Origin of the sequence: Variovorax sp. Root318D1 (genome assembly GCF_001424835.1) — a bacterium.
In the GTDB taxonomy this organism is placed as follows: domain Bacteria; phylum Pseudomonadota; class Gammaproteobacteria; order Burkholderiales; family Burkholderiaceae_C; genus Variovorax.
Window position 1 is genome coordinate 178,638 of sequence record NZ_LMCQ01000008.1, and the last position, 25,422, is coordinate 204,059.

28 protein-coding genes are annotated in these 25,422 nt (G+C 64.7%); 22 read left to right on the forward strand and 6 right to left on the reverse strand.

The genetic code is table 11. The features are described 5' to 3' along the window. Positions 1-99: 99 nt before the first annotated feature. Positions 100-1,653 carry a murein biosynthesis integral membrane protein MurJ gene (gene murJ / locus ASC78_RS09105; protein WP_055799592.1) on the reverse strand — a complete coding sequence of 518 codons (1,554 nt, stop codon included), beginning with the start codon at positions 1,651-1,653 and terminating at the stop codon, positions 100-102. Positions 1,654-1,759: 106 nt separating this feature from the next. Here murJ and rpsT point away from each other — a divergent pair, with 106 nt between their 5' ends. Further along, positions 1,760-2,074 (forward strand): 30S ribosomal protein S20, encoded by a 315-nt coding sequence (gene rpsT, locus ASC78_RS09110; RefSeq protein WP_055799596.1) that lies wholly within the window; start codon positions 1,760-1,762, stop codon positions 2,072-2,074. 132 nt (positions 2,075-2,206) lie between these two features. On the opposite strand, the gene ASC78_RS09115 is transcribed toward rpsT, so the two are convergent. Then, entirely contained in the window at positions 2,207-2,536 is a 330-nt protein-coding gene (locus ASC78_RS09115) for a DUF3579 domain-containing protein (protein WP_055799599.1), read from the reverse strand. A gap of 161 nt (positions 2,537-2,697) precedes the next feature. Here ASC78_RS09115 and ASC78_RS09120 point away from each other — a divergent pair, with 161 nt between their 5' ends. The 8 genes from ASC78_RS09120 to ASC78_RS09155 all read left to right on the forward strand — a co-directional run bounded on the left by ASC78_RS09120 (position 2,698) and on the right by ASC78_RS09155 (position 9,842). Next, on the forward strand, positions 2,698-3,906 hold the full coding sequence (locus tag ASC78_RS09120; protein ID WP_055799602.1) for an aspartate aminotransferase family protein: 1,209 nt from the start codon (positions 2,698-2,700) through the stop codon (positions 3,904-3,906). Continuing rightward, the gene (gene argF / locus ASC78_RS09125) at positions 3,903-4,838 is read left to right on the forward strand and encodes an ornithine carbamoyltransferase (RefSeq protein WP_055799605.1); all 936 of its coding nucleotides are present in this window, start codon (positions 3,903-3,905) and stop codon (positions 4,836-4,838) included. Before ASC78_RS09120 ends, argF begins: the two co-directional genes overlap by 4 nt. A gap of 19 nt (positions 4,839-4,857) precedes the next feature. Next, complete coding sequence (locus tag ASC78_RS09130) at positions 4,858-5,166, forward strand: YkgJ family cysteine cluster protein (RefSeq protein WP_055799608.1); 309 nt, start codon at positions 4,858-4,860, stop codon at positions 5,164-5,166. A gap of 75 nt (positions 5,167-5,241) precedes the next feature. Next, the gene (gene kynB / locus ASC78_RS09135; protein ID WP_055799611.1) at positions 5,242-5,892 is read left to right on the forward strand and encodes an arylformamidase; all 651 of its coding nucleotides are present in this window, start codon (positions 5,242-5,244) and stop codon (positions 5,890-5,892) included. A 10-nt stretch (positions 5,893-5,902) separates the two neighbouring features. Next, entirely contained in the window at positions 5,903-7,180 is a 1,278-nt protein-coding gene (gene kynU / locus ASC78_RS09140) for a kynureninase (RefSeq protein WP_055799615.1), read from the forward strand. Between the two features lie 13 nt (positions 7,181-7,193). Beyond that, entirely contained in the window at positions 7,194-7,679 is a 486-nt protein-coding gene (locus ASC78_RS09145) for a hypothetical protein (protein ID WP_055799618.1), read from the forward strand. 16 nt (positions 7,680-7,695) lie between these two features. Next, positions 7,696-8,532 (forward strand): tryptophan 2,3-dioxygenase, encoded by an 837-nt coding sequence (kynA, locus tag ASC78_RS09150; protein WP_055799622.1) that lies wholly within the window; start codon positions 7,696-7,698, stop codon positions 8,530-8,532. A 59-nt stretch (positions 8,533-8,591) separates the two neighbouring features. Continuing rightward, positions 8,592-9,842, forward strand: coding sequence for a hypothetical protein (locus ASC78_RS09155; protein WP_055799625.1), 1,251 nt, complete (start codon positions 8,592-8,594; stop codon positions 9,840-9,842). A gap of 18 nt (positions 9,843-9,860) precedes the next feature. On the opposite strand, the gene ASC78_RS09160 is transcribed toward ASC78_RS09155, so the two are convergent. Genes ASC78_RS09160 through ASC78_RS09175 form a run of 4 tightly spaced genes read right to left on the reverse strand, consistent with a single transcriptional unit; the run spans position 9,861 to position 13,563 of the window. After that, positions 9,861-11,045: an FAD-dependent monooxygenase gene (locus tag ASC78_RS09160; RefSeq protein WP_055799628.1), complete on the reverse strand. Its 1,185-nt coding sequence runs from the start codon at positions 11,043-11,045 to the stop codon at positions 9,861-9,863. Between the two features lie 5 nt (positions 11,046-11,050). Then, positions 11,051-11,338 (reverse strand): DUF6587 family protein, encoded by a 288-nt coding sequence (locus ASC78_RS09165; protein ID WP_055799633.1) that lies wholly within the window; start codon positions 11,336-11,338, stop codon positions 11,051-11,053. Positions 11,339-11,366: 28 nt separating this feature from the next. After that, entirely contained in the window at positions 11,367-13,265 is a 1,899-nt protein-coding gene (feoB, locus tag ASC78_RS09170; protein ID WP_055799634.1) for a ferrous iron transporter B, read from the reverse strand. Continuing rightward, on the reverse strand, positions 13,258-13,563 hold the full coding sequence (locus tag ASC78_RS09175; RefSeq protein ID WP_055799637.1) for a FeoA family protein: 306 nt from the start codon (positions 13,561-13,563) through the stop codon (positions 13,258-13,260). The genes feoB and ASC78_RS09175 overlap by 8 nt, the downstream gene beginning before the upstream one ends. Positions 13,564-14,089: 526 nt before the next feature. Here ASC78_RS09175 and ASC78_RS27700 point away from each other — a divergent pair. The 13 genes from ASC78_RS27700 to ASC78_RS27945 all read left to right on the forward strand — a co-directional run. Further along, entirely contained in the window at positions 14,090-14,341 is a 252-nt protein-coding gene (locus ASC78_RS27700) for a TcpQ domain-containing protein (protein WP_200934286.1), read from the forward strand. Continuing rightward, positions 14,341-15,309, forward strand: coding sequence for a virB8 family protein (locus ASC78_RS09185; RefSeq protein WP_082517480.1), 969 nt, complete (start codon positions 14,341-14,343; stop codon positions 15,307-15,309). The genes ASC78_RS27700 and ASC78_RS09185 overlap by 1 nt, the downstream gene beginning before the upstream one ends. Continuing rightward, on the forward strand, positions 15,306-16,085 hold the full coding sequence (locus tag ASC78_RS09190) for a TrbG/VirB9 family P-type conjugative transfer protein (protein WP_082517481.1): 780 nt from the start codon (positions 15,306-15,308) through the stop codon (positions 16,083-16,085). Before ASC78_RS09185 ends, ASC78_RS09190 begins: the two co-directional genes overlap by 4 nt. 188 nt (positions 16,086-16,273) lie before the next feature. Beyond that, on the forward strand, positions 16,274-17,347 hold the full coding sequence (locus ASC78_RS28240; protein ID WP_200934287.1) for a TrbI/VirB10 family protein: 1,074 nt from the start codon (positions 16,274-16,276) through the stop codon (positions 17,345-17,347). A gap of 16 nt (positions 17,348-17,363) precedes the next feature. Next, positions 17,364-18,404, forward strand: a complete 1,041-nt coding sequence (gene virB11, locus ASC78_RS09200; RefSeq protein WP_055799649.1) for a P-type DNA transfer ATPase VirB11 — start codon at positions 17,364-17,366, stop codon at positions 18,402-18,404. 31 nt (positions 18,405-18,435) lie between these two features. Beyond that, positions 18,436-19,230: a lytic transglycosylase domain-containing protein gene (locus ASC78_RS09205; RefSeq protein ID WP_055799653.1), complete on the forward strand. Its 795-nt coding sequence runs from the start codon at positions 18,436-18,438 to the stop codon at positions 19,228-19,230. A 39-nt stretch (positions 19,231-19,269) separates the two neighbouring features. Continuing rightward, the gene (locus ASC78_RS09210; protein WP_082517483.1) at positions 19,270-19,713 is read left to right on the forward strand and encodes a TrbC/VirB2 family protein; all 444 of its coding nucleotides are present in this window, start codon (positions 19,270-19,272) and stop codon (positions 19,711-19,713) included. Further along, positions 19,706-20,014 carry a type IV secretion system protein VirB3 gene (locus tag ASC78_RS09215; protein WP_055799655.1) on the forward strand — a complete coding sequence of 103 codons (309 nt, stop codon included), beginning with the start codon at positions 19,706-19,708 and terminating at the stop codon, positions 20,012-20,014. The genes ASC78_RS09210 and ASC78_RS09215 overlap by 8 nt, the downstream gene beginning before the upstream one ends. Before the next feature lie 22 nt (positions 20,015-20,036). Beyond that, positions 20,037-22,526 carry a VirB4 family type IV secretion/conjugal transfer ATPase gene (locus ASC78_RS09220; protein WP_055799658.1) on the forward strand — a complete coding sequence of 830 codons (2,490 nt, stop codon included), beginning with the start codon at positions 20,037-20,039 and terminating at the stop codon, positions 22,524-22,526. 48 nt (positions 22,527-22,574) lie between these two features. Then, entirely contained in the window at positions 22,575-22,925 is a 351-nt protein-coding gene (locus ASC78_RS09225) for a hypothetical protein (protein ID WP_055799661.1), read from the forward strand. Between the two features lie 36 nt (positions 22,926-22,961). Further along, entirely contained in the window at positions 22,962-23,255 is a 294-nt protein-coding gene (locus ASC78_RS09230) for a hypothetical protein (protein ID WP_055799664.1), read from the forward strand. Between the two features lie 57 nt (positions 23,256-23,312). Further along, positions 23,313-24,104, forward strand: a complete 792-nt coding sequence (locus tag ASC78_RS09235; RefSeq protein WP_157634416.1) for a hypothetical protein — start codon at positions 23,313-23,315, stop codon at positions 24,102-24,104. 543 nt (positions 24,105-24,647) lie between these two features. Beyond that, the coding region (locus ASC78_RS27945; protein WP_235505032.1) for a type IV secretion system protein at positions 24,648-25,118 on the forward strand (471 nt) is incomplete at its 3' end. Positions 25,119-25,422 lie beyond the last annotated feature (304 nt).

Consider the following 25,422-nt stretch of genomic DNA (forward strand, 5'->3'; position numbering starts at 1 on the left):
TAGAGGAGCATTCGGGGAGCGTCAAGGCGGTGTTTTCAGCTTGCACAATTTGCAAACAACCCTGTTGCGCGAGCTCCCACCGGGCACCGTCCGGGCCCCTTACCGGCGCATGAAACTGCGCAATCGCACGCCCACGGCCGCCAGCACTGCGAAATACAGCAGCCCCGCGCCCGCGATCAGCGCGGCCAGCAGCCCGATGCGATGCAGCCGCTGGGCACGCAGGCCCAGCCAGTCGAAATAGTACGTGCCCCAGGCGAGCAAGGCCGCCAGCACCAGCGTGCCCGCCGTCACCTGCAGGATGAACTTGCCCCAGCCGGGCTCGGGCTTGTAGCTGCCGCGGCGGATCAGGCCGACCAGGAGCCAGATGGCGTTGACCACCGCGCCAATGCCGATGGTCAGCGTGAGCGCGGCATGCTGCAGCACCGGCACCAGGAAGACGTTGAGCACCTGGATCAGCACCAGCACCGATACGGCAATGATCACCGGCGTGCGCATGTCGTGCTTGGCGTAGTAGCCCGGCGCCAGCACCTTGATGGCCACGATGCCCACCAGCCCGACGCCGTAGCCCATCAGCGCCAGCGTGGTGCGCTTCACGTCGTCGTCGCCATAGGCGCCGTTGTGGAACAGCACGGCCACCAGCGGCTGCGAGAACAGCAACAGGGCAATGGCACAGGGCGCCGAGAGCAGCACCACCAGCCGGAGCCCCCAGTCGAGCAAGGCCGAGTAGCGCTCGTCGTCCTTGGCGGCGCGCGCGCCAGCCAGTTGCGGCATCAGCACCACGCCAAGCGCAACGCCCAGCATGGCCGTCGGAAACTCCATCAGGCGGTCGGCGTTGACCACCCAGGTCACGCTGCCGGTGGCAAGGTGCGAGGCGATCTGCGTGTTGATGAGCAGCGAAATCTGCGCCACGCTCACCCCCAGCAGGGCGGGCAGCATCAGCCTCATGACCTTGCGCGTGGTGGGATCGGTCCAGGCGGTGCGCAGCGCCGTCCAGCTGGCACCGATGCGCGGCATGAGGCCCAGGGCGCGAAGGGCCGGCACTTGCAGCGCCAGCTGCAGCACCCCGCCGACCAGCACGCCGGCGCACTGGGCATAAATGGGCTCGATGCCGTAGCGCCTGAACAGCGGCGCGCCCACCACGATGGCAAGAATGAGCGAAAGGTTCAGCAACACCGGCGAAGCGGCCGGCACCGCGAACTTGCGCCAGGTATTGAGCACACCACCCGCCAGCGCCACCAGCGACATGAAGCCGATGTAGGGAAACATCCAGCGCGTCATGACCACGGCCGCATCGAACCCCGCCAGGCCGCTCGCCATGGCCCACACGAGCCACGGAGCCCCCACCACGCCAGCCACGCACAGGACCAGCAGCGCCCAGGTGAGCAGCGTGGCGACGTGGTCGATCAGCGCCTTGGCGCCCTCTTCGCCGGCCTCGGTCTTGCGCGCTGCGAGCACCGGCACGAAAGCCTGGCTGAAGGCGCCTTCGCCAAAAACCCGGCGGAACAGGTTGGGAATGCGGAACGCGACGTTGAAGGCATCGGTCAGGGCACTGACGCCGAATACCGAGGCAAAGAGCACGTCGCGCACGAGGCCCGTGATCCGCGATGCGAGCGTCAGCAGGGAAACGGTGGAAGCGGATTTGAGCAGGGACACGGGGCGAGTGTAGGGCCCGCCAAGCCCCCGATTCGGTGAAAAAGGCAACCCAGCCTATAATGGAGGGCTTTGCTGCATCATCCTCAGACACCTAAGGAACTAAATCATGGCATCCGCCAAGCCCAAGAAAAAGAACCCGCGCCTCGCCTCCGGCCGTAAGCGCGTCCGCCAGGACACCAAGCTCAACGCTGCGAACACCTCGCTGCGCTCCAAATACCGCACCGCCGTGAAGAATGTCGAAAAGGCCGTCCTGGCCGGCGACAAGACCAAGGCGAGCGAACTCTTCGCGAAGGCCCAGAGCATCGTCGACATCGTCGCCGACAAGGGCATCTTCCACAAGAACAAGGCAGCTCGCGACAAGAGCCGCCTGTCGGCGAAGGTCAAGGCCCTCGCCCTCGCGCCTGAAAAGGCCGCCGCCTGACACCTGTCAGGCAAGCCCGGATCGGAATTCTCCGGTCCGCCGTTTGATCGGGGTGCGCTGCAGCAAAGTGTAAAAAACCGCCTTCGGGCGGTTTTTTCATGTCCGATCGCTTCCCGAAGTGGAAGCGCTGGCTCAGGTTTTGAGTGGTGCGACGGGCGCGTCGGGGACCAGGCAGGCTTCGGCCACCTGCAAGTCGTTGTCCCGCGCGAAGTTGACGCAGAAGTCCCAGGCCATGGGCTCGGCATCGCGCAAGGCACGGTTCACGACCACGCACTTGACCCCGTTGAGGGTCGTCGGAACGCACCAGGGCGAATAGCTGAGGTGGCTGCCGGGGTAGGCGCCGCCGGGCCGAAAAGAGCACATCACGCCGGCCAGCCGCTCGGCCCAGTCGCTCGGTCGAAAAGTCCGGCCATCATGGGTGATGCCCTGGATGAAGATTTCTTTGGCAGTGGGGGAAATCATCGTTGAATCAGGCGCCCGGAGCGGGTGCTGCGGTGCAACAAGCGATTCTATCCGGCCCGCTTTTGCCTCCCTGACGGCGGGCATTGCTGTGATGCGGAATCCTCAACGAAGCCGCCATGGGGCACGCCTAGAATCCGCGGTTCCCTTTCTGGAGAACCCGAATGAGCGCTACCGCCCAGCCCACCTCGCCCCACGTCATGAACACCTACGGTCGCCTGCCGATCGCGCTGTCGCACGGCCAGGGCTGCCGAGTCTGGGACACCACGGGCAAGGCGTACCTCGACGGCCTCGGCGGCATTGCGGTGAACACGCTCGGCCACAACCACCCCGAGCTGGTGCCCGCGCTGCAGGACCAGATCAGCAAACTGATCCACAGCTCCAACTACTACCACGTGCCCGGGCAGGAACAGCTGGCCACCAAGCTGACCGAGCTGTCGGGCCTGACCAATGCCTTTTTCTGCTGCACCGGACTGGAAGCCAACGAGGCCGCCCTGAAGCTCGCACGCAAGTTCGGCCACGACAAGGGCATCGAGCGGCCCGAGATCGTGGTGTACGAAGCCGCGTTCCACGGCCGCAGCATCGCCACCCTGTCGGCCACCGGCAACCCGAAGGTTCAGGCCGGCTTCGGCCCCCTGGTCGAGGGCTTCATCCGCGTACCGCTGAACGACATCGAGGCGCTCAAGAAGGCCACTGAGGGCAACCCCAACGTGGTCGCGGTGTTCTTTGAAACCATTCAGGGCGAAGGCGGCATCAACCCGATGCGCGTGGATTACCTGAAGCAGGTCCGCGCCCTGTGCGACGCGCGCGACTGGCTCATGATGATCGACGAAGTGCAGTGCGGCATGGGCCGCACCGGCAAGTGGTTCGCGCACCAGTGGGCCGGGATCAAGCCAGACGTGATGCCGCTGGCCAAGGGCCTGGGCTCGGGCGTGCCGATCGGCGCCGTCGTGGCCGGCCCCAAAGCCGCCAACATCTTCGGCCCGGGCAACCATGGCACCACCTTCGGCGGCAACCCGCTCGCGATGCGTGCCGGCATCGAGACCATCCGCATCATGGAAGAGCACAAGCTGCTCGAGAACGCCGCCACCGTTGGCGAGCACCTCAAGAGCGCGCTGGAGCGCGAAATCGGCGGCCTCGCGGGAGTGACGGAAATCCGCGGCCAGGGCCTGATGCTGGGCATCGAGCTGGACCGGCCCTGCGGCGTGATCCTGAACCGCGCCTGCGACGCGGGCCTGCTGCTGAGCGTCACGGCCGACAAGGTGATTCGCCTCGTGCCGCCGCTCATCCTGAGCATTGCCGAGGCCGACGAGATCGTCGCCATCCTCGCGCCCCTGGTGAAAACCTTTCTGTCGGAGCCCGTAGCGCAATGACGACCGCCACCACGCCCAACGCCATCCGCCACTACCTGCAGTTCTCGGACTTCACGGCCGACGAATACGCCTACCTCTTCGATCGCATGGCGATCATCAAGAAGAAGTTCAAGACCTACGAAAAGCACCAGCCGCTGACCGACCGCACGCTGGCCATGATCTTCGAGAAGGCCAGCACGCGCACTCGCGTGAGCTTCGAGGCGGGCATGTACCAGCTGGGCGGCAGCGTGGTGCACCTGACCACCGGCGACAGCCAGCTCGGCCGCGCCGAGCCCATCGAGGACAGCGCCAAGGTCATCAGCCGCATGGTCGACCTGGTGATGATCCGCACCTACGAGCAGACCAAGATCGACACCTTCGCCGCGCATTCGCGCGTGCCGGTGATCAACGGGCTGACCAACGAGTTCCACCCCTGCCAGATCCTCGCGGACATCTTCACCTACATCGAGCATCGCGGCTCGATCCAGGGCAAGACCGTGGCCTGGGTGGGCGACGGCAACAACATGGCCAACACCTGGCTGCAGGCCAGCGAGATCCTGGGTTTCAAGGTGCACGTGAGCACGCCCAGCGGCTACGAGGTCGACCAGTCGGTGGCGGGCCTGCGCTCGGCCGACAGCTACCAGGTCTTCAAGGACCCGATGGAAGCCTGCCGCGGCGCCGACCTGGTGACCACCGACGTCTGGACCAGCATGGGCTACGAGTCCGAGAACGAGGCGCGCCGCAAGGCTTTTGCCGACTGGTGCGTCGACGAAGACATGATGCGCATCGCACAGCCCGACGCCCTCTTCATGCACTGCCTGCCCGCGCATCGCGGCGAGGAAGTGCAGGCCGAGGTCATCGACGGCCCGCAATCTGTGGTGTGGGACGAGGCCGAGAACCGGCTCCATGCGCAGAAGGCGCTGATGGAGTTCTTGCTCCTGGGCAGGCTCTGAACAGCTGAAGCGCGGCCGCGTGTCCCATTGCCAGCAATGCGGCGCCTGCTGCGCCAGCTACCGCGTCGACTTCAGCGTGCATGAGCTCGACGACAACGGCGGGCGCGTGCCCTCGGGCCTCGCGGTCGAGGTGAACGATGCGCTTTGCCGCATGCGCGGCACCGACCACACGCCGATGCGCTGCGCGGCGCTGACCGGCAAGATCGGCCACGCCGTGGCCTGCGGCATCTACGAATGGCGCCCCAACCCGTGCCATGAGCTGCAGGCCGGCAGCGACGCCTGCGAGCGGGCGCGCTCGCGGCACGGGCTGCCGCCGCTCGATCACTGACCCGGTTCATCTGGTCACGCATGGTGTTGGAAATAACCGACACCACGACCCCTTGCCGGGCGCTAACTTCGCGCCATGGCTTCCACACATCCTCAACGCATCTGGGACATTTCGCCGCCCGTGCATGAAGGCACGCCGGTGTTTCCCGGCGACACGCCCTATCAGCAGCGCTGGGCGGCGACCATTTCGCCGGAATGCCCAGTCAACGTCAGCGAGATCAAGCTCTCGCCGCATGTCGGCGCGCACGCCGATGCGCCCCTGCACTACGACCCCGAAGGCCAGACCATCGGCCTCGTGGACCTGGCCCCCTTCATCGGCCCCTGCCGCGTGATCCATGCCATTGCGAAGGGCCCGCTGATCGAGTGGGAGCACATTGCGCATGCGATCACGGGCGACCTGCCGCCCCGCGTGCTGGTGCGCACCTACGCGGCCATGCCCGTCGGCCATTGGGACCCGCAACTCGCGGCCTACGCGCCGGCCACCATCGAGCGCCTGGCGGCCATGGGCGTGAAGCTCATCGGCATCGACACCGCCAGCATCGACCCGGCCGACAGCAAGACGCTGGAAAGCCACCAGCGCATCCGCCGCCTCGACCTGCGCGTGCTCGAGAACCTCGTGCTCGACGAGGTGCCCGAGGGCGACTACGAACTCATCGCGCTGCCGCTCAAGCTGGTCAGCGCCGATGCCTCCCCCGTCCGCGCCGTGCTGCGCGAACTTTCACGCTGAAACACCGCCCATGATGACTCTTGAAGACTGCCGCGCGCTCGACGCGCAAGACCCGCTGCGCGCGCTGCGCGATCAATTCACATTGCCGGAAGGCGTGATCTACCTGGACGGCAATTCTCTCGGCGTGCTACCCAAGGCCGCGCCGGCGCGCATCGCCGAAGTCGTCACCCAGGAATGGGGCCAGGGCCTGATCCGTTCGTGGAACACCGCGAGCTGGTTCGACCTCCCGCAGCGCCTGGGCGACAAGGTGGCGCGACTGATCGGCGCCGCTCCCGGCGAAGTGGTGTGCACCGACAGCACCTCGGTCAATCTCTACAAGGTGCTGTTCGCAGCGCTTTCGCAGCAAAAGGACACCGGACGCAAGCTGGTGGTGAGCGAGCGGAGCAACTTCCCGACCGACCTCTACATCGCCGAGTCCCTTTGCCGCGAACGCGGTTTCACGCTCAAGCTGATCGAGGCGGGCGAACTGCCCGCCGTACTGAACGATGAGGTTGCCGTGCTGATGCTCACGCACGTCAACTATCGCACCGGCGCCATGCACGACATGAAGGCCATCACCGCCGCGGCGCACGCCGCCGGTGCGCTGACCGTATGGGACTTGGCGCACAGCGCCGGCGCCGTACCTGTGGCATTGAACGACAGCAACGCCGACTACGCCATCGGCTGCGGCTACAAATACCTGAACGGCGGGCCGGGCGCGCCCGCATTCGCATGGGTTCATACGCGGCATGCGGGTAAGTTCGAGCAGCCCCTGTCGGGCTGGTGGGGTCACGCGGCGCCGTTCGAGTTCACGCCGCACTACCGGCCCGCACCGGGCGTGGGCCGCTACCTCTGCGGCACGCAGCCGATCATCGCTTTGGCCGGATTGGAATGCGGCCTGGACACCGTGCTGGCCGCCGAAGCATTCGACAAGGATCAAGGCGCCATGGCCGCGCTGCGCGCAAAGTCGCTCGCCCTCACCGACCTCTTCATCCAACTGGTGGAAGAGCGCTGCGCGGGCCAGGGCCTGTCGCTGGTCACGCCGCGCGAACACGCACAGCGCGGCTCGCAGGTGTGCCTGAGCCGCGGCGAAGGCGCGTACGCCATCGTGCAGGCGCTGATCGCGCGCGGCGTGATCGGCGACTACCGCGCGGGCGATTCGCAGATGGCCGACATCCTGCGCTTCGGCTTCACGCCGTTGTACCTGGGCTTCGAGGACGTGTGGAACTCCGTCGAGCACCTGGTGCAGGTGCTCGAATCCGGCGAGTGGAAGCGCGAAGAATTCAACCGCAAGAACGCAGTGACCTGAGCAAAACCTCCCCATGAAACACCGATTGACCGTCCTCTTCGCTTCGCTCCTGATGCTGGCCGCACCGGCCTTCGCACAACAGCCGAACTTCACGCTGGACCAGCTCAAGGCTTTCGTTGCGCTCACGCCCGATGCGTTCCGTCAGCAGGTCAAGGCCCAGGGCTTTTCCTATGCCGACAAGACGGTGACCGACGAGGTCAGCATGATCGAGTACGAAAAGATGGTCGACGACCAGAACATCCGCCTCATGAAGTCCACCTATGTCGAAAGCCGCGCCAGCGAGAACAGCGTCGAGCTCGCGCTGACCGACAAGGCCGCCTTCGACCGGCTGGTCAAGGAGGTTCGCGCCGCGGGCTACACGCCGGCCGAAAAGGGCCGCATTCCCGGCGGCGAGACCTACCAGGATTTCAAGCGCAAGACCGATGTCGTGCGCTTCGTCTACCCGCGGAAAGACTCGATCCCGGGTCGCCCGTCCTATACCGCCGTGGTTTCGCGATGACTGGCCAGTAAACATCATGAGCACTGAAAAAATCGTTCACGAAGAGAAGGCGCAGCTGGACTTCAGCAAGTCGATGAGCTACGGCGACTACCTGCACCTCGACGAGATCCTCAACGCGCAGCATCCGCTCTCGCCCGCGCACGACGAGATGCTGTTCATCGTGCAGCACCAGACCAGCGAACTCTGGATGAAGCTCATGCTGCACGAGCTGCGCGCCGCCACGCGCTGCATCGCGGAAGAAAAACTGGCCGACGCCTTCAAGATGCTTGCGCGCGTGAGCCGCATCATGGAACAGCTGGTGAGCGCATGGACCGTGCTCTCGACCATGACGCCGCCCGAATACACGGCAATGCGCCCCTACTTGGCCAACTCCAGCGGCTTCCAGAGCGCGCAATATCGCTGCATCGAGTTCGCGCTCGGCAACAAGAACGCCGCCATGCTCAAGCCGCATGCGCACCGGGTCGATCTGCTGGCGCAGGTCGATGCTGCCTATCGGACGCCTTCGCTTTATGACGAATCGCTGAAGCTGCTTGCGCGCCGTGGCCTTCCGGTGCCCACCGACCACCTGGAGCGCGACTGGACCCAGCCCTATGAGGCCAGCGATGGCGTCGAGGCGGCGTGGCTCATCGTGTACCGCAACCCGCACGACCACTGGGATCTGTATCAGCTCGGCGAGAAACTCACCGACCTCGAAGATGCCTTTCGTCTCTGGCGCTTCCGCCATGTGACCACCGTCGAGCGCGTGATCGGCTTCAAGCGTGGCACCGGCGGCACGGGCGGCGTGAGCTACCTGCGCAAGATGCTCGACGTGGTGCTGTTCCCCGAAATCTGGAGGCTGCGCACCGATCTTTGATGCGGCTTGTTGCCTCGTTTGCACAAAGCGCTACATTGGCAACAACGGAGGCACTGCCAATGAACGATGTCCAGTTCTCGCTCGAAGAGCTTGCAACCCTGCGCGAGCATGGCGTGGTCCTGTTCGCGGACCGCGTGATCTTCGATGCGCAACCACCCATGGCCGAGCCGCGCATCGCCGCGATCGAAGCGCAATGCGCGGGCCCGATTCCCGAGGCCCTGGCCGCGCTGTGGCGGCAAACGGCCGGCGGCCGGCTCGACTACGACCTGTCGCTGCTGATGAACGGCAACGTGGAATCCGTCAGCTGGTCGGAGCTGTTCTGGGACGGCAGCGACGGCTATCGCGATCTGCAGGGCTGGATCGGGCACGAACAGGAGTTGGCCAAAGAGGCCGCCGAAGAAGAAAGCCGCCCCTGGAGCGGCAAGCTCACGCACCTGCCCTTCGGCGGCTTCGAGTACCTCGACCGGGTCTACGCGGTGGTCGAGCCCGGCCCGCAGCACGGGCACATCACCGCATGGAAACAAGGACTGCCGCCGGCCTGGACGCATGCGCTGCACGAAGACGGCGTGAGCACCATCGCACCCGACCTGCGCGGCGCCTTTGCGGCCCTGCACCTCGACGAAAACCCGTTGGCACCCACGAGCGACTATTTCTCAGGCCAGGCCCTGCTGCAGTACCTCGACGACAGGCACCAGGACCACGGCCTGGATCTCGACCTGATGGACAAGCTGGTGAGCTTTTATTGCCAGGCCATGATCGACTGGCGCACGCCCCTGGCGGATGGAACGCTGCGCCGCTTGCCGGCCACGGCACGTGCGGCGCTGCACCATGCCATAGCCACCGACGACGCAGACCTGGTGGCCGAACTCGCGGCTGCGGGCGTGAGCTTCGACGGCCCGCAGCAAGGCAGCGCGCTCGCCACCGACGTGGCCATCGGCAAGGATGCCTTCACCGCCGCCATGGCGCTGGTGCGCGCGGGTGCGCCGGTGGCGGCCGATGCCTTGCGCAACGTCGACGGCCAGATTTCGCCCGAACTCACGAGCGCATTGCTCGCCAACGGTGCGGAGCCCAGCGTGGGCGCTATCGTCCATTGCGCGGCCTGCGGTGCGCCGGCGAGCGCGCACCTGATCGCCGATGCCTGCGCGCAGGCCGGCATCGACGTGCAGCCCGCATTCGCTGTCGAGCGCGATGCGATGCTGGCGGAACTCCAAGCCACGCTGCTCGAGGTTCGCGATGGCTCCCACGGCCACTACCTCGGTGCCGAGGGATTGGCCGAGCGCATCGAACACCTGCAGGCATTCAGGCTCTGAGGCCTGGCGCGGCGGCCGTCAGCCCCCGTACAGCCACGGCTGGTCCAGCAGCCGCGCACCCAGTGCGCGCATCGCAAAGTCGCGACCCAGGCGCATGGGGCCGGTGGCATGAAAGACCTGCCCATTGCGGCGAGCCCTCGCCTGCACCATGGCGTTGCGCTGCCAGCGTGCCTCGGCATAGCGGGCAAAGGCGGCCGGCACCTCGGCCGCCCCGCCGTCGCCGAGCGCTTCGGCCAAGGCCACCGCGTCCTCGATGGCCATGCCGGCGCCCTGCGCGAGGTAGGGCACCATCGGATGCGCGGCATCGCCTACCAACGCGACGCGCTCGTGCGCCATGTCGGCTGCTGAACTCAGCGGAGCGCGATCGCTGAGCGTCCAGGCGCGCCAGCCTGGCATGGCTTCGAGCAAGGCTTGCAGGCCGCTGCCGCTGCGTCCCGTGGCCTGCTGCAGCGCGGCCAGGCTGCTGGCCTGGTCCCAGTCCTGCGCATAGCCGGCTGGTGCGGCTTCGGCGATGACAACCACGTTGAGCCACGCACCGCCGCGCACCGGGTAGGCCACCGCATGCAGACGCGGACCGAGCCACACGTCGATCCGTTGGCGACGCAGCGCCTGCGGCAAATCAGTCTGCGCAACGATCCCGCGCCAGGCCGTGTGGCCCGTGACACGGGGAGGCTCGGCCGCCGATGGCGAATCGAGCCGTTGCCGGGCAACGCTCCACAGTCCGTCAGCACCGACCAGCGCCTCACCCTCCCAGGCCCGCGCGCCGCTGCTTGAGACACACACCAGATCGTCGTCGGCTTCCACCTGCGCGATGTGTGCATCAGTCACCAGGGTGCCCGTGCCGCGCGCGCGCACGGCTTCGAGCAGCAGCGAATGCAGATCAGCGCGATGCACGCAGAGATAAGGGGCGCCGTAACGGTGACGCATGGCATCGCCCAGCGGTAGGCGAGCCAGTTCGGCGCCGCTGCCGGCGCTCCGGACCACCAAGGCCTCGGGGCAGGCGGCAACTTCGGCAAGGCCATCGGTCAGGCCGAGTTGATGGAGACGCCGCGTGACGTTGGGTCCGATCTGGATGCCGGCGCCAATTTCGCCGAATGCGGCCGCCTGCTCGAAGACGTCGACTCGATGCCGACCGCCGGAGAGCGCCAGCGCGCTGGCAAGCCCCCCGATGCCGCCCCCGACGACGAGGATGTGTGCGGGCATCGGCCTCAGCGGCTGTGCGTGGACAGCGCGCCGCGGCCGGCTTCTTCGGATGCCTTCTTCTCGGCTGCCTTGGGGCCGCAGCTGCCACAGCTGTCGCAGGACCCGCAGCCCGAAGTCTTGGCCAGCGAGGCCGCCAGCTGGTCGGCGCGCTCCTGGTCGACCAGCCCGGCGCGGTGCGTACCTGATGCGAGCTTGCGCGCCGCGCTGCGCCGCCAGCCCGCGGGCATCCAGCGCCAGACCGCGTAGAACGCGGCGGCCGCGACGATCAACCCGACGATCAGTTGCTGTGTCATTTCTTCTTCAAGCCTTTCATTGCAGGTTTTAACCTGCTCCGAGCGCCACCGCGACGCGGTAGGTGATGAAGCATGCCGCATAGGCGAGCGCGAACAAGTAGCCCGCCATGATCCACACGTAGCGCCACGATCCGGTCTCGCGCTTTACCGCCGCGAGGGTCGAGATGCACTGCGGCGCGAACACGTACCAGACCAGCAGCGACAGCGCGGTAGCGAGCGACCAGCTGCCCGCGATCAGTGGCTCGAGCTGCCCCGCCACGTCGTCGCCGCTGGCAGAGAGCGCATACACCGTCCCGAGCGCGCCCACCGCCACTTCGCGCGCCGCCATGCCCGGCACCAGCGCGATGGAGATCTGCCAGTTGAAACCGATGGGCGCAAAGATGTGTTCGAGCCCGCGGCCGATCATGCCGGCCAGGCTGTACTGGATGGCGGGCCCCGTGGCGCCTTCGGGCGGCGACGGAAAGGTCGACAGGAACCACAGCAGGATGGTGAGCGTGAGGATGATCGTCCCCACGCGCTGGATGAAAATCCAGGCCCGTTCGTAAAGCCCCAGCGCCAGGTTGCGCAAGTTGGGCCAGCGGTACGCCGGCAGCTCCATCATCAGCGGCGAATGCTGCTTGTTGTCGCGGAAGCGCTTCATCACCCAAGCCACCGCCATCGCCGAGACGATGCCGAAGACATATAGCGCGAACAGCACCACGCCCTGCAGGTTGAACACGCCGCCCACGGTGCGCGCCGGAATGAAGGCCGCGATCAGCAGCGCATAGACCGGCAGGCGCGCCGAGCAGGTCATGAGCGGCGCAATCATGATGGTGGTGATGCGGTCGCGCCAGTTGCTGATGGTGCGCGTGGCCATCACGCCCGGAATGGCACAGGCAAAGCTCGACAGCAGCGGAATGAAGGAGCGGCCCGAAAGCCCCACGGTGCCCATCACGCGGTCGAGCAGGAATGCGGCGCGCGGCAGGTAGCCCGAATCTTCGAGCGCCAGGATGAAGAGGAACAGGATCAGGATCTGCGGCAGGAACACGATCACGCCGCCCACGCCGGCAATCACGCCATCGACCAGCAGGCTCTGCAGCATGCCTTCGGGCATGTGGGCCTTGAGCAGGTTGCCGAGGCCCTCGGTGCCGGCCTTGATGGCGTCCATCGGCACGTTGGCCCAGCTGAACACCGCCTGGAACATCAGGAACATGGTGACTGCCAGCACCAGCATGCCCCACACCGGGTGCATCACCACGCGGTCGATGCGGTCGCTGGTGGCCAGGCTGCCGACCGGCTCGCGCACGGCGATGCCGAGGATGCGGCGCACTTCGCGCTGCGTGGCGAGCACGTCGTCGAGCCCCGGCGCCTGCCAGGGCTGCTGCGGCGCGCCGGCGGCCACCGGCGCATCCAGGGCCTCGAGCAGGCCCTGTGCGCCGCCCGAATGCACGCCGACCGTCTCGACCACCGGCACGCCCAGTTCGCGGGAGAGCACGGCCGTGTCGACGGCGATGCCCTGCTTCTTCGCCATGTCGGTCATGTTGAGCGCCACCACCATCGGCAGCCCGAGGCGCTTGGCCTCGAGCACGAGCCGCAGGTTGAGCCGCAGGTTGGTGGCGTCGGTCACGCACACCAGCAGGTCGGGCAACGGCTCGCTGCTCTTGCCGGTGACCACGTCGCGCGTCACGGCTTCGTCCGCGCTGAGCGCGTTGAGGCTGTAGGCACCCGGCAGGTCCAGCACGAACACGCGGCGGCCCGATGCGGTGCGCAGCAGCCCTTCCTTGCGCTCGACCGTCACGCCGGCGTAGTTGGCCACCTTCTGGCGGCTGCCGGTGAGCAAGTTGAAGAGCGCCGTCTTGCCGCAGTTGGGATTGCCCAGCAGCGCAATGCGCCCTGGCTGTGCGGTGGCCGCGAGGCGCCCCGGCCCCTGGATGACGGCTTCAACCATGGCGTGCGCCTTCCGGCACGCCCGGCGCCACGTGAATCAGCGCGGCCTCGTGGCGGCGCAATGCAAAAGTGGTGTGGCCCAGCCGCACCGCCAGGGGCTCTCGCCCGGGGAGGCCGCTGGCCACGATGCGCACGGCTTCGCCGGGCACAAAGCCGATTTCGGTCAGGCGCAGTGCCAACTCTTGCCCCTCGGCATCGGCCGACCGCACGACGTCCAACACCGTCGCCCACTGATGGCTGGGTAATTCGTCCAGACGGATAGAGACAGGGGTAGCGGCCACGGAAAGAGGGATGGTCATGCGGGTTGGAACTCGTTCATCTCAACAATGAGAACTATTATCATTGAAGCGGGCTCATCCCTGGTCTCGGTGGGCCATCACTGACCGCCCGACGTCGACGAATTGCCTCTGCGCCGAGGTCTCAACCCGGCCTAATCCGCGAAGACGAGGAGCCCACGCTCTCCGCGGACAAGCCAGCGTTTCGCCGCACTAACGATATGTGGCATTAAATCCCGCCGATTCGTGCACTCCTGCACGGCGCTGTGCTGGCACGGCCGCCTCGTCTCCCTAAGATGGGCGGACATAAAAAAGACTTCAGGGAGTCGCAGTGTTTAACCAAACGCAAGCTATTGCGTGGGGCGCTCGTGTGCGCGCTACAAGCCGCCTTTCGGCGGGTACGGCCTTGTCCATTCTGGCCGTCACGCTCATCGGGTGCGGTGCGCCTGCACCCAAGGAGTACGGTGGCTCGTGGGCGCCGGTGAACCGGTTCCAGAGTGCGGCTACCGAGATCCCGCTCTCGCCCGCGTATACGTTCTACGCTTCGCCCATGGACGCGACGCTCAGGACCATGCTGAAGCGCTGGGCGTCGGACAACGGACTGCAGTTGTCCTATCAAATAGGCTCCGACTTCACCCTCCACCAACCTGTTGCGAAGGTTCGCACCAACGACCTCCAGTCGGCCATGGGCGAGCTGAGCGCCATCTACTCGCCGCAGGGTGTGTCCATTTCGGCGGACGGCAAACAAATCCTGGTTCAGGCCACAAGCGCCGCTGCGCCGGCCACACCCGGGCCGCGCTGATGTTCAAGAACAACGCGTCGACCTCGAAGATCGACCAAACCATCAGTCAATCGGTCAACTTCGAACTCACTGTTGCGGACATCGCACGACGCAGCGAACGGCGCGCCTGGTGGGTTGCGGGCTCTGCCGTGGTCATGTCGCTGGTGCTGCTGGGCGGCTACTTCTACGTGTTGCCGCTCAAGGAGAAAGTGCCATACCTGGTCATCGCCGATGCGTACACGGGCACCAGCACCGCCGCACGCCTGACCGACGACACGGCTTTGCAGCGCATCACCACGAGCGAAGCAATCAATCGCAGCAATGTTGCCCACTTCGTGCTGGCCCGCGAGTCCTATGACCTAGCGATCACCAATCTGCGCGACTGGACCACGGTACTGACCATGTCATCGGGCAACGTCTCCGGCGGCTACACCAATTTGTATTCGTCGGGAAATCCCATCAACCCGTACACCATTTACGGCAAGGACAAAGCCATCCGGGTCCGCATCCTGAGCATCACCCTGATCGGTGGCGGAGGCGAAGTTCCCAAGGGCGCCACAGTGCGCTTCCAGCGCAGCGTCTACAACAAGCAGAACGGCTCTTCGGTGCCTCTGGACAGCAAGATCGTGACGATGGCGTTCACCTACAAGTCGAACCTCACGATGGACGAGCAGCAGCGGATCGAAAATCCGCTCGGCTTCCAGGTTACCGACTATCGCGTGGATACCGACTACGCCTCATCGCCGCCCGAAGAAGTCCCAAGCAATCCAAAGTCCGCCGAAAGCGGGCCCGCGATTCCCGGCGCGGCGCTCCCGCCGGGCACCGATGCCCTTGCTGGCGCGGCAGGCAGTGCCCAAGCGGTGACTCTGCCTGCGCAAGCCGTCATGCCAACCACTCCTCCTCCACCCAATTTTGGGGTCCCAGGCGCCCCCGCGCCCGCCGCCCCAGTCGCGCCGACAGGTGCCAATCAGGGAACGCGCCGCCGATGAAATCACAACAGTCCAACCACCGCCGATGGGCGCTGATGGCCGCAGCGTGCGCAGCCATCGCCAGCGCCACGCCCTGCGCCTTTGCGCAAACCGTCCAGATGTACGAGTACCAGCCCGATCGCATCTACCCGGTGCGTGTCGGCCTGGGCATCAGCACCCAGATCGAGCTGAGTCCCGAAGAAAAAATCCTCGACTACAGCACCGGCTTCAGCAGCGGCTGGGACCTTAGCCGCCGCGACAACGTCTTCTATCTCAAGCCGAAGAACGTCGATGTGGACACCAACATGATGATCCGCACCGCGATCAATTCCTACATCTTCGAACTCAAGGTCGTGGCCGCCGACTGGCGAACCCTGGAGCAGGCGCGCAATGCGGGCGTCCAGTACCGGATCAAGTTCACCTATCCCGCCGACATGACCTTCGGCAAGGAAGCCAAAAGCGTCGCCGAAGCACCCGCGCTCAATACGGCGCTGCTCAAGGACAGGAGCTACAACTTCGAGTACGACTTTGCCACCAGCAGCGCCGGCGCAGCCTGGTTGGTTCCGGTCAATGTCTACGACGACAGTCGCTTCACCTACATCAAGATGAGCGACCTTAAGCAGTTCCCGACGGGCAACTTTCCGACCGTCTACATGCGCCAGAAGGAACGCGGCGAAGACTCCTTGGTGAACACCACCGTCGAAGGCAGCACCCTCATCGTCCACGGGACCTATCCCTACCTGGTCATCCGCCACGGCGACAACGTCGTGGGTCTTCGCAGGAACACCGTCCAGTGAACCAACATCCTCCTTCCCGAACAGGAGACGCCGTGCCTGACTATGACCGGCAAGATCCCACAGACGGCAACAGCCAGCCTGCTTTTCAAGCCAATCCTTATTCGAGGCAATTCGAGGGCATGGGAGCGTCAGCCACACCCAATCTTGACGCGCACGCGCCGGAACTTAAATCCAGCGAAATGCAGCGCATGAATCGCCGCGCTCTCGGGTTCCTCGCGGGCATCGTGCTTCTGCTCGGGTTGGCTGCCATCTGGCTGATCGGCAACGTGATGCGCCCCGACAAGCCACAAAAGGCCAAGGAAGAAGTGGTTACGGTCCCCGCGGCGCCCCAACTGCCGGCACCGCCGCCCCCGCCACGGGTTGCCACGCCACCAACCCCACCCATCCCCTTGGCCCAGCCATCGCTGCCGCCGATTCCGCCCGCACCGCAAGGTCCGCAAGGCCCACAAGGTCCGACGCTCATGGAACGCCGCATGGCATCGAGCGCGGGCACGATTGCAGTGGGTCCCGCAGAGGGGGGCCAGCCCGGGCAAGGTCAATATCCCGGCATGGCGCCAGGCATGGCCGGCATGGCCGGCATGCCCGGCGCGGGCGGCGACCAGGGCATCGCGCCGAACAGCGCCTATCGCATGAAGCCGCTGTCGGCCGTGTCGAGCGCACAAGCCCTTGTCCATCCGAACGTGCTCATGCTGCGCGGCACCTACATCCGCTGCGTGCTGGAGACGCATATCGTCAGCGACATTCCGGGTTTCACGTCCTGCGTCGTCACCGAGCCGGTCTACTCCGTCACCGGCAAGCGCCTGCTGCTGCCGAAGGGCTCCAAGGTACTTGGAAAGTACGACACCGAACCCAATGGGGATCGCATCGCCGTCATCTGGGATCGCATCGTCACCCCGAACGGGATCGATGTGAACATGGCCAGTCCCGGCGTCGACAACCTCGGTGGCTCGGGTCATCCGGGCCACCTCGATCAGCACTGGGCCCAGCGCATCAGCTCGGCCCTGCTGATCAGCATGTTTGCCGACGCCTTCAAATACGCACTGGCACAGAACGGCCCGCAGTCGACCACCGTTGCGGCGGGGGGGCTCGCCGTCCAGTCGCCTTACGAGAGCACCACGGCACAGACGTTGCAGAGCCTGGCCGGCCAGGCCGTGCGCCGCAACGCCAACCGGCCCGACACGGTCACCATCAACCAGGGCACCGTCGTCAATGTCTACGTCGCCAAGGATGTCGACTTCAGCGCCGTGGTCGCGAGCTTCTGACACGGCATAGCGTTACATGACCGACGAACTCGTTGCCGCCGTCTCGAACGAATTTCTGGATTACCAGTACCAGGTGCTGGGCATCCGGGATTTCATGCACTCGCCCGACGTCACTGAAATCTGCATCAACCGGCCCGGCGAGATTTACCTCGAAAACCGTTCCGGCTGGCAGCGCGTCGAGGTGCCAGGCCTCACCGCCGCGCGTGCCCTGCAGTTCTGCACCACCGTGGTCAACGAGAGCAACACGGGCCAGCGCATCACCGACGTCAACCCGGTCGTCTCGCTGACCTTTCCCACCGGCCAGCGCGCCCAGTTCGTCATTCCGCCAGCGGTTGAAGCGAGCCAGGTGTCCATCACCATCCGCCTGCCGTCCAGACAGACCCGCACCCTGGGCCAGTACCACGAGGACGGATTTTTCGACGCGCTGCTCGAAGAAAAATCGGGCCTCAACGCGCACGACAGGGAACTGCTCGAACTGCGCGCCGCAGGGCGCTACGCGGACTTTTTCAAGCAAGCCGTTCTTCACAAGAAAAACATCGTGGTCTCGGGTGCCACCGGCAGCGGCAAGACCACCTTCATGAAGTCGCTCGTCCACCACATCCCGCCCGATGAGCGCCTGGTCACGATCGAAGACGCACGCGAACTTTTCATCGAGCAGCCCAATGTGGTCCACCTGCTCTACTCCAAGGGAGGCCAGAGCACCGCCAACATCACAGCCAAGAGCTGCATGGAAGCATGCCTGCGCATGAAGCCCGACCGGATCATCCTGGCCGAATTGCGTGGCGACGAGGCGTTCTATTTCATCCGCAACTGCGCCTCGGGCCACCCGGGCTCCATCACGAGCTGCCACTCGGGCAGCACCGAGCAAACCTGGGACCAGCTGGCGCTCATGGTCAAGGCATCGAGCGAAGGCGCCGGGCTCGAATTCGCCACCATCAAGCGACTGCTCATGATGACCATCGACATCATCGTGCACATCAAGGCCCATGCGGGGCGGCGGTACATCACGGGCATCGACTTCGACCCCGGTCGCCTGGTGCCGTCCGGCGCCTCCTGAGGCCGAAGGAGCAAACACCGTGTTCCCAGGAATGGAAGCCATCGCTTGCCCCAACCTCGCCGTTCCGGCGCAGGTGATGCGACACGTCGTGCACGTCGAATCCGGCGCCAATCCGTTCGCCATCGGCGTCGTCGGAGGCCGGCTCGTGCGGCAGCCTAAAACGCTTGAAGAGGCGGTGGCCACAGCGCAAATGCTCAAGTCCAAGGGCTACAACTATTCGCTAGGCGCAGCGCAAGTCAACCAGGTCAACTTTCGCAAGTACGGGTTCGACACCCACGAGAAAGCCTTCGATCTTTGCGCCAATCTGGCCGCCGGTGCCAGCATCCTGGCCAACTGCCATGCCCGCGCCGGTGGCGACTGGGGCAAGGCCTTCAGCTGCTACTACTCCGGCAACTTCGTGAGCGGGTTTCGCAGTGGCTACGTGCAGAAAATCTACGACTCGATCAGCCGCGGCGTCACCCTCGCACAAACACCCGCCGAGCCGCCCGCCGCGATTTCCCTGCGTCCAGCCGGTGTGACACCGGACGCCGTCGTGCCAGCATCCATGCCTGCCGCGGCTGGCGTCCGATCCGTCGCGGCGGTGCAGTCCACCACCGCGGCATCCCGCATCTCGATGCGCGTGGTACCGCTGGGTGCTTCCATGCAACCAGTTACTGCGCCTGCAATCACTGCGGCGCCCGTTGTCCCGCCAGTTGCGGCGGCGAGCACCGCCCCTGATGTCTTCGTGCCCCATGTTCGCCAACCAAGCGCGGGTAACGCGCCAGCCGCAGCAGTACAGGCCGCTCCGATCGATCGCCCTGCCGGCGACGGCGCGTTCGTCTTCTGACCCGGCCCTTCACTTTTATCAACCAGAGAGGAACTCACCATGCACCGCCTATACAACAATACCGCCACTCCATCGTTCGCTAGCAGCACGCACGCGCGCACGCTTCGCAATCTCGCCATTGCCGCGTTGGTCGTTCTGCCTTGCCTGGCCATGGCTCAGGGGTCCGCAGACGGTGGGCTCGGGGAAACCGCATGTGGTTTCGTCAAAACCATCGTCGGCGTACTCAATGCCGTGTCCATCGTGGTGGTCACTGTCGCCATCATTTTCTCGGGCTACCAGATTGCGTTCGCCCACAAGCGCATCAGCGACGTTGCTCCAGTCTTCATTGGCGCCCTGCTGATCGGCGCGGCCACCCAGATCGCCAAACTGTTTCTTGGCGGCAGCTCCACCGTCGGCGGCGGCACCAGCTGCTCTGCCAGCATCGCGGTCGATCCCTTGACCCAACTCGCCAGCATCGTGCAGTCGCTGGCCCGCTATGCATAAAAACGCGATGTTCCGCGGCTGCACCCGTCCGCCCATGTTCATGGGCGTGCCCTACGTGCCCTTTTTCGTGGGCGCGGGCGGATGCATGTTGCTGGCCATGTACTTCAACCTGTTCTATTTGCTGCTGATCCCGCCGGTCATCTTCGCCATGCGCTTGATGGCCAAGCGCGACGAAATGATTTTCCGGCTGCTCGGGCTGCGCCTGCAGTTCCGTGTCCGTACGCGCAACATCGGACAGCATGAAGGCATGTGGGTGTTCACGCCCAACGTATATCGCGGGCAGTCCAAGGACAACGTCTAGAAGAAGCCAGGATTCCACAGTCATGTCCACGCCCCCCTTCAGCCCTGACACGCCCATCAGCGAATTCATCCCGCTGTCCACGCACGTGTCTCCTACCGTGCTCAAGACCACGGGTGGCGACTACTTCCTGACTTGGCGACTGGAAGGGTTGCCCTTCGTCGGCCGCGAAGAATGGGAGCTCGAGCACCGGCACAACACCTTCAACCGCATGCTGCAAACGCTGCGCGCGCCGGACTTCACCAACGTGGCCTTCTGGGTGCACGACCTGCGCCGCCGCCGGCACGTCAAGGACAGCAGCCGGTTCAAGGAAGCCTTCAACCAATCGTTGTCCGATGCGTACTTCAAAGGGTTGTCGTCGCAAAAGCTCATGCAGAACGAGCTCTACGTGACGATGCTGTACCGCCCCGTGGTCTCGGGCAAGCGCTTCGTTGAAAAGTCGACCGATGTCTCTCGGCTGGCGTCCGAACAGCAGCAAGCCATCGACAAGGTGCTCGAGTTGGCCGGCAACATGGAAGCCGTGCTCAAGGACTACGCGCCCGCGCGCCTTCGCATGTACGAGGCCACCAACGGCATCGTCTTTTCGGAAACCCTCGAATTCTTCGGCTACCTGCTCAACCGCGTCGACGAGCCCGTGCCGGTGCTGAAGGCGCCCGTGTACCGCTACCTGACCGTCAGCCGTCAGCGCTTCTCGGCCAAGACCGGTGACTTCGTGCTGACCACACCGAACGGCGTCAATCACTTCGGCGCCATCCTCAACGTCAAGGAATACCCCGACGGTACCCATCCCGGCATCCTCAACGGACTCAAGTACCTCGACTTCGAATACGTCATCACTCATTCCTTCAGCCCCATGGGGCGGCACGACGCGCTCAAGGCGCTCGAGCGCACCAAGGGCATGATGATTTCGTCCGGCGACAAGGCCGTCAGCCAGATCATCGAGCTCGATCAGGCCATGGACCAGATTTCATCCGGCAACTTTGTGCTGGGCCAGTATCACTTCACCATCGCCGTCTACGCGCCCGACCAGGCGACGCTTTCCCAGCACATCGCCACCACCCGCGCCGAGCTTTCCAACGCGGGCTTCGTCTCGATCAAGGAAGACCTGGCCGTCACGGCCGCGTTCTACGCGCAATTTCCCGGCAACTGGAAATACCGCACCCGGTTGGCGAACGTCAGTTCGCTCAATTTTTTGGGCATGTCGCCACTGCACAACTTTGCCAGCGGCAAGCGAGACAACAACCCCTGGGGCTCGTGCGTCACCACGCTGCAGACCGTCAACGGCCAGCCTTATTTCTTCAACTTCCACGCCACGCTGCCGGGCGAGAACTCCCTGGGCGAGAAGGCCATTGCCAACACCATCGTCATCGGCAAGTCCGGCACCGGCAAGACGGCGCTCATCAACTTCCTGCTCAGCCAGATCCAGAAGCTCGACCCGTCGCCCACCATCTTCTTCTTCGACAAGGATCGCGGCGCGGAGATCTTCGTGCGCGCCTGCGGCGGCAACTACCTCTCGCTGGAAAACGGCCAGCCCACCGGCTTCAATCCCTTCCACTGCGAGCGCACCGAGGCCAACGTCCAGTTTCTGAGCGACCTCGTCAAGGTGCTGGCCGCCAAGCCGGTCTACACCTCTCGTGAAGAAGACGACATCTTCCGCGCCGTCGAGGCGATGCTCGACACGCCCGAGCACCTGCGCAACATGACCAACTTTCAGAAGAGCCTGCCCAACATGGGCGATGACGGCCTCTTCATCCGCATGCGCAAGTGGACCGCGGGCAACTCGCTGGGCTGGGTGTTCGACAACCCCAAGGACACCATCGACCTGCAAAAAGCAAACATCATCGGCTTCGACTACACAGATGTCATCGACAACCCCGAGGTACGCGTCCCGGTCATCAACTACCTGCTGCACCGGCTCGACGCGCTGATCGATGGCCGCCGCCTCATCTACGTGATGGACGAATTCTGGAAAATTCTGGACGGCGGCGGCGCCCTCAAGGACTTTGCCAAGAACAAGCAGAAGACCATCCGCAAGCAGAACGGCATGGGCATCTTCGCCACCCAGAGCCCCGAAGATGCGCTGGGCAGCGACATCTCGGCCGCGCTCATCGAGCAGACCGCCACCATGATCCTGCTGCCCAACCCCAACGCCAGCCGCAAGGACTACATCGAGGGCCTGAAGCTCACCGAGTCCGAATACCAGGTGGTGGTCAGCCTCGACGAACGCTCGCGCCGCTTCCTCGTCAAGCAGGGCCACATGTCTTCGGTGTGCCAGCTCGACCTGCGCGGCATGGACGACGCGCTGGCCGTCATTTCAGCCTCCACCGACAACATCGAGATCCTGCACGGCGTGCTGGACGCAAGCGCCAGAGCCGAAGGCATCTCCGTCAACGACTTGCGGCCCGAGCAATGGTTGCAGAACTTCTACGATCAACGCAAGGGCAGCGGCAAGCGCGCCTCCGCGTCAACCGATCAGCCCGCCCAGCGCGCGGCGCGTCCGCGCCTCATTGCCTGATCGACCTCAAGCCATGTCACCCATCACTTCAATACTTCGGAGGCTTCCATGAGACTGCGCACCTCTTTCGCGGCCCTCTCCCTCGCACTGGGCATCACCGGCGTGAATACATCGGCACAAGCCCAGGCTCCAGACCCCTGCACCCTCTACCTCTGCATGGCCAGCATCTCCGGCCAAGGCACCCCTACCGGCAGCTGTGCCTCCGCCATCGCCTACTGGCACATACCGTTCCCCGGTGGCCTTGCCATCTGGACCTACTATCCCGTTGTCAAATTCTGGCCAGACCAGTCTCACGATTACCGCAAGCAGTACATGAACAGCTGCTCGGGCGCAACCAACACCCAGAACAACAGCAATATTTCCGACGCCATCATGGACCAATGGGGGCGGGTCGAGTGAGCGCAGGCATCACAGCAACACACCCACACATGCGCCATGCAGGCCCCACTGAACAAGAAGCTGCGCCTCTATCTGCTGAGCTGGCGAACAGAAGCCATTGCCGTCCTTTGTTGCACGGTGATCTACCAGCTTTTCACCCACCCCAAAACTCTTTCTCAGTTTGCCGCGGATTCACTCGGTCGAGTTCTGATGATGCTTGGCGTGGCAGTGTTCGCAGTCGTGATCCTCTGGCTGTGGTGGCGCGTCAGCAGCAGGTTCTTTCGCTTTCTGCTCGCACTGCCGGTGAAAAAACTGGCAAGCCACAAGAACCACAAGAGCGCCAAACGTTGAATTCAGGTCCGCACCGGCTGCCGCACCACGACAACTATGCCTAAAGGGAATCCCACCATGTCACAACACATTGAAGTCCGCCGATTCCTGCCAAGCAGTGCAATCCGTTGCGCTCTGGTCGTCGCAGCCTGGATGCTGATGAGTGCCGCCCATGCGCAGGTGGATGTCAAAGACGCGGAGGCCGAAAAATCCCTGGACAAGATCGACTCGACCACTGGCGACATCAAGAAATCGGCCTCCGACATCCTCAGTCAGCTCAAGAACAGCACCCAAAACCTCGGCTTTGCCGCCACCCTCACTCCCAACAACAAGCTTCAGAAGATTGGCGACGTCTCCGGCTACATCTCCCAAGCCTGCCCCAGTTCCAGCAGCAGTGTCGCGGCGGCCGGTGCGGGCGCCGGCAGCCAGCCCCTCACCAGCCTGACCACCATCAGCGCAACCGGCAGCAGCGACATGTCGCAAAAAATCTGCCAGGAACTCATCCAGCTTCGCGTGCAGTCGTTCAACGAGACGATCGACATGGCCAACCGCTTCGAGCAATACAGCCAACAGATCACCGCCATCGACAACAAGCGCAGCTCCAGCAACACCCATGGCGACGTGCAAGCCCTCACCAACGAGGCCGCTCGCACCACGGCCAAGCTGCAAGCCGAAATGGGCTTTTGGCGCACCCGTATCGACGCCTACGACGCGGCCATCAAATTCCACGAAGGCCAGCAGAACACCCTCACAAAGACCGCCATGAAGGGTAGTGGGAGCGGGGGTGCCAGTGCCGACAGCTTCGGCCGCATGAATGCGGGTCAGCTCATTCAAGCCGCCGCCATTGCCGCGGCCCTGGCCGTCAAGTAGCCATCGCCCCATTGCACCGAGCACAAACTTCCCTCAGGGAACCCCATGTCGCAACACATTGAAGCCCGTCCCTACTCGCCGCACGGCGCCCTCCGCTCGGCACTCACCATGGCCGCTCTGGCGCCCATGGGCGCAGCCCATGCGCAAGTGCCCGATGCCGGCGGCGGCGCCTTCGTCTTCGGTCTGATCTACAAGTGGCTGTCCGGCCGAATTAGCGATTTCGGCGTCGAGTTCATGGGTCGGGCCATGCAGTGGGTCAGCACGGTCGCACTGGTGCTGCTCACGCTCTGGATTCTGATCCAGGGCTTTCGCATCCTCACCGGCCAGTCGCGCGAGCCGATGATTGCCCTGGTGGCTAGCATGAGCCGCAACGCCTTGATCGTGATCGCTGCAAGCACCATGGCCCTTGGGGGCTCAGACCTGCACTCGATCTTCACGAATGGTCTGCTCAAGGAGGTCAACTACATGGTCACCGGCGAGAAGGAATCGCCCGTCTCGGCCATCGACAAGAACCTGGTGCTCACCCAGGTGGTCATGTCNAGCATGAGCCGCAACGCCCTGATCGTGATCGCTGCAAGCACCATGGCCCTTGGGGGATCGGACCTGCACTCGATCTTCACGAACGGTCTGCTCAAGGAGRTCAACTACATGGTCACCGGCGAGAAGGAATCGCCCGTCTCGGCCATCGACAAGAACCTGGTGCTCACCCAGGTGGTCATGTCGGCCATCGACAACGCGCAGGGCCTGGACGTGAGCACCAGCGGCTCCAACGTCACCAGCGTGGGCATGTCCTCGCTCGTCGGGGCGCTGGGCGTGTCCAGCCCGGCGATCACGGCCGGGGCGCTGCTGCTGACCTACCAGGTGGGGCTGGCGCTGTTCATCAGCCTGGGGCCGCTGTTCATCCTGTGCCTGATCTTCAAGCAGACCGAGTCGCTGTTTCACAAGTGGCTGCTGTACGGCATCGGGCTGCTGTTTTCGATGGCGGTGCTCAGCTTCATGGTGTCGCTGGTGCTGNTGATGTTCAAGCAGACCGAGTCGCTGTTTCACAAGTGGCTGCTGTACGGCATCGGGCTGCTGTTTTCGATGGCGGTGCTCAGCTTCATGGTGTCGCTGGTGCTGGAGTTGAACCTGCGCATTGCCGCGGGGCTGTGGGCGAGCAAGGCGATCACCAGCTTTCTGGGTGTAGGCGGCAGCACGGGCCTGACCAGCCAGGCGATGCTGCAAGGGGGCATCGGGCTGCTGCTGACGGTGCTGCTGGTGACCGCGCCTGCGGCGGCGGCGCAGTTCTTCGGGGGGACGCTGGGGCAGTTCTATACGA